Source organism: Ruminococcus sp. AF37-20, from assembly GCF_003460465.1.
GTDB lineage: Bacteria > Bacillota > Clostridia > Oscillospirales > Ruminococcaceae > Hominimerdicola > Hominimerdicola aceti.
Window position 1 is genome coordinate 16050 of sequence record NZ_QTVE01000028.1, and the last position, 2540, is coordinate 18589.

A 2540-nucleotide genomic window follows, 5' to 3' on the forward strand; every position below is an offset into this window, starting at 1 on the left:
GCCGCTGTGGGCGATATGTGTGAGAGGTTTTAATTCTGATAATAAAAAGGCAGTTGTTAATCTGCACAAATACCAGATATGCAGCAGTTAAAGCAAAGTAAAATATTTCATTGCAAGTTAAAGTTTCGGGGTCGTAGCCCCCTAAACGTTCACAGCGGACGAGCAAAGCTCGCCGCAAAAATGCCGAAAACACGCAGTTTCAGCAAAATGATTGTGCATAATTTTTATGGGGTCATAAATTTGAGCTTTGAATGATTGAGGGGTCGTAAGTGCAAAAAACTGCGTGAAATCGGCATAATTGCGGGCGTTGTTGATGATGTCAAACGAAATTTTAAGAAAGGAATGATTAAAAATGATCAGTTTAAAAATCAGAGAAAAAGAAACTGAAAAGACAGCAAGGAGGGCGATAAAAATATGCCAAGACAAAGAGAAATCCCGAAAATCAATTCAGTCACTGTTATCTATAATGGCGACGGAAAGACATTTGATACCTTCATGGAGTCCATGATTAACGACTATTTGAATTCAGATAGTATGTCCAAATGCTCCGACTCCGATTTTATTGAAAAGGTAGAACTTGTTGATAAAACAGCGTAATCGCTGGACTTTCAGGTCGGCTTGTGGTAGTGTCAATCTGAACGAAGTTCAGATAGGTAACGCAGACACACCATAGCGTGCCTGCCGAATTTAAAGGAGGTCGATAAAATGAGAGCGTGGCTATACTACAGATTATCTCGTGACGAAGATGAGGAAATGAACAGCTTGCAAAATCAGCGGCAGATTTTAGTTGATTACGCTGAACAGAATGGTTATGAAATAGTTGGTGAAAGTTTTGATGACAACGTTTCGGGAATGACGTTCAACAGAAAAGGCTTAGGCAAACTTGAAATTGCTGTTGATGAAGGAAAGATCGATGTTGTTCTGGTCAAGGATCTGTCAAGATTAGGACGACACAGAACGCAGACTGAACTCTTCATTGATCACTTGCGACAGAATAATGTTAAGGTAATTTCTGCGACTGAGGGAATAGATTCATTCAATGAAAACGACGATTTGCTGATCGGGTTCAAGCAGATCTTCAACGATTTTTATGCTAAGGACATCAGCAAGAAAGTTAAAGCAGGAGTTCGCCAAAAGCAGAAAAACAAAGGTCTGATAGAGTCCTTACCCCTTGGTTACAAGCGTGATCAAAACACAAATACTGTTCTGGTAGACGATGAAACAGCTTGGATAGTACAGGAAGTATTCAAGCTATACGTTGACGGTTACGGCTTGACAACTATCGCAAGGACGATGAACGAGCGTGGAATAAAATCACCAGAATACTATCAGCGCAGAAAGCTAGCAGATTGGAAACCCGACATCTCTAAAAAATACTTGTGGGTACAAACAGCAGTCAAACGCATTCTCACAAATGAATTATACATTGGCACAATGGTTAATCATAAGACAGTAACTTCAAAAATATACAAAACCAAAACTTTCATTCCGCCCGAAGAACAGTATCGCCATGAGAATTTCTGCGAACCAATAATTGATGAAACAACTTGGAAACAGGCACAGTTTTTACTGGAACAGCGTTCACAGATTAATCCACGTTCGCAAAATGGCAGGAATCTTCATCGCTATTCCGGATTAATAAAATGCTCCGACTGCGGGGCTTGCTTTGTAGCTCGCACAAGAAAATGGAAAGGCAAAGAGTACGTTGAATACACTTGCAACAGCGCACACCGCTACGGCAAGCAATACTGTACTCCGCACACAGTCCGTGAAAATCAGCTTGACGCTTTGATCGAAGATGAAGTCCGAGGACTTCGTGAAACGATACTTGCCGAAAGCGAACGCTACAACAAGATTGTCAAGGATTGGGTAAAGAAAAAGCCGCTGTATGAACGTCAGATACAGCAGCTCAACGATAAGATATTATCACTCCGACAGCAGATCGAAGATTTGATTATAGAGCGAATCGGCGACAGAGAACACGCACAAGTTTACAACAATATGATTACTAAGCGTGAAGAAGAAATATCCGCTATTGAAAAACGGATAACCGACTTGAGGGAATATGACAAAATCTGCAAACAGAGAAAAGAACAGCTTAAAAACACAACACAGATACTTGATGAAATCCTGTCCGAGGGTACGATTTCGGATATCAATCTAAGAATGTTAGTCAGGCGAATTTTCATTCATCAAAATGAAGATAAAAGTCTTGATATCAGATTCGAGATGAACGGAGAGTTTAATGGAACTGTCAGCGTGTTTATTGAGCCAACAGAAGAATTAGAAAGTGCATAGAAATTAAAACGAAATCCGCAGTATCGCCTGCGGATTTGTTCGTTACATATATGAATATATTAACCGACAGACGCATTAGCTATGGTAGTGCGTTTTAGCATAATATCAATTAAAAATTGTTCTTAGAGCCAGCGTGTCTGCCCATTTATTTTTACTGGAGCAAAAGAAAAAAGCCCGATAAAATCGAGCTTTTCGTGGTGCGGATGACGGGACTTGAACCCACATGACCTTGCGATCACTAG

The 2540-nt window shown here is 40.4% G+C and carries 2 protein-coding genes; both read left to right on the forward strand.

Features of this window, described 5'->3' with window-relative positions; translation table 11 throughout:
• Window positions 1-414: 414 nt before the first annotated feature.
• Window positions 415-597 (forward strand): hypothetical protein, encoded by a 183-nt coding sequence (locus tag DW015_RS12040; protein ID WP_022286812.1) that lies wholly within the window; start codon window positions 415-417, stop codon window positions 595-597.
• A 108-nt stretch (window positions 598-705) separates the two neighbouring features.
• Window positions 706-2298, forward strand: a complete 1593-nt coding sequence (locus DW015_RS12045) for a recombinase family protein (protein ID WP_117905796.1) — start codon at window positions 706-708, stop codon at window positions 2296-2298.
• Window positions 2299-2540 lie beyond the last annotated feature (242 nt).

What these genes read in the sequence shown, in the direction of transcription:
- DW015_RS12040 (WP_022286812.1), top strand. Translation starts at nt 415, where the DNA reads ATGCCAAGACAAAGAGAAATCCCGAAAATCAATTCAGTCACTGTTATC.
- DW015_RS12045 (WP_117905796.1), top strand. Translation starts at nt 706, where the DNA reads ATGAGAGCGTGGCTATACTACAGATTATCTCGTGACGAAGATGAGGAA.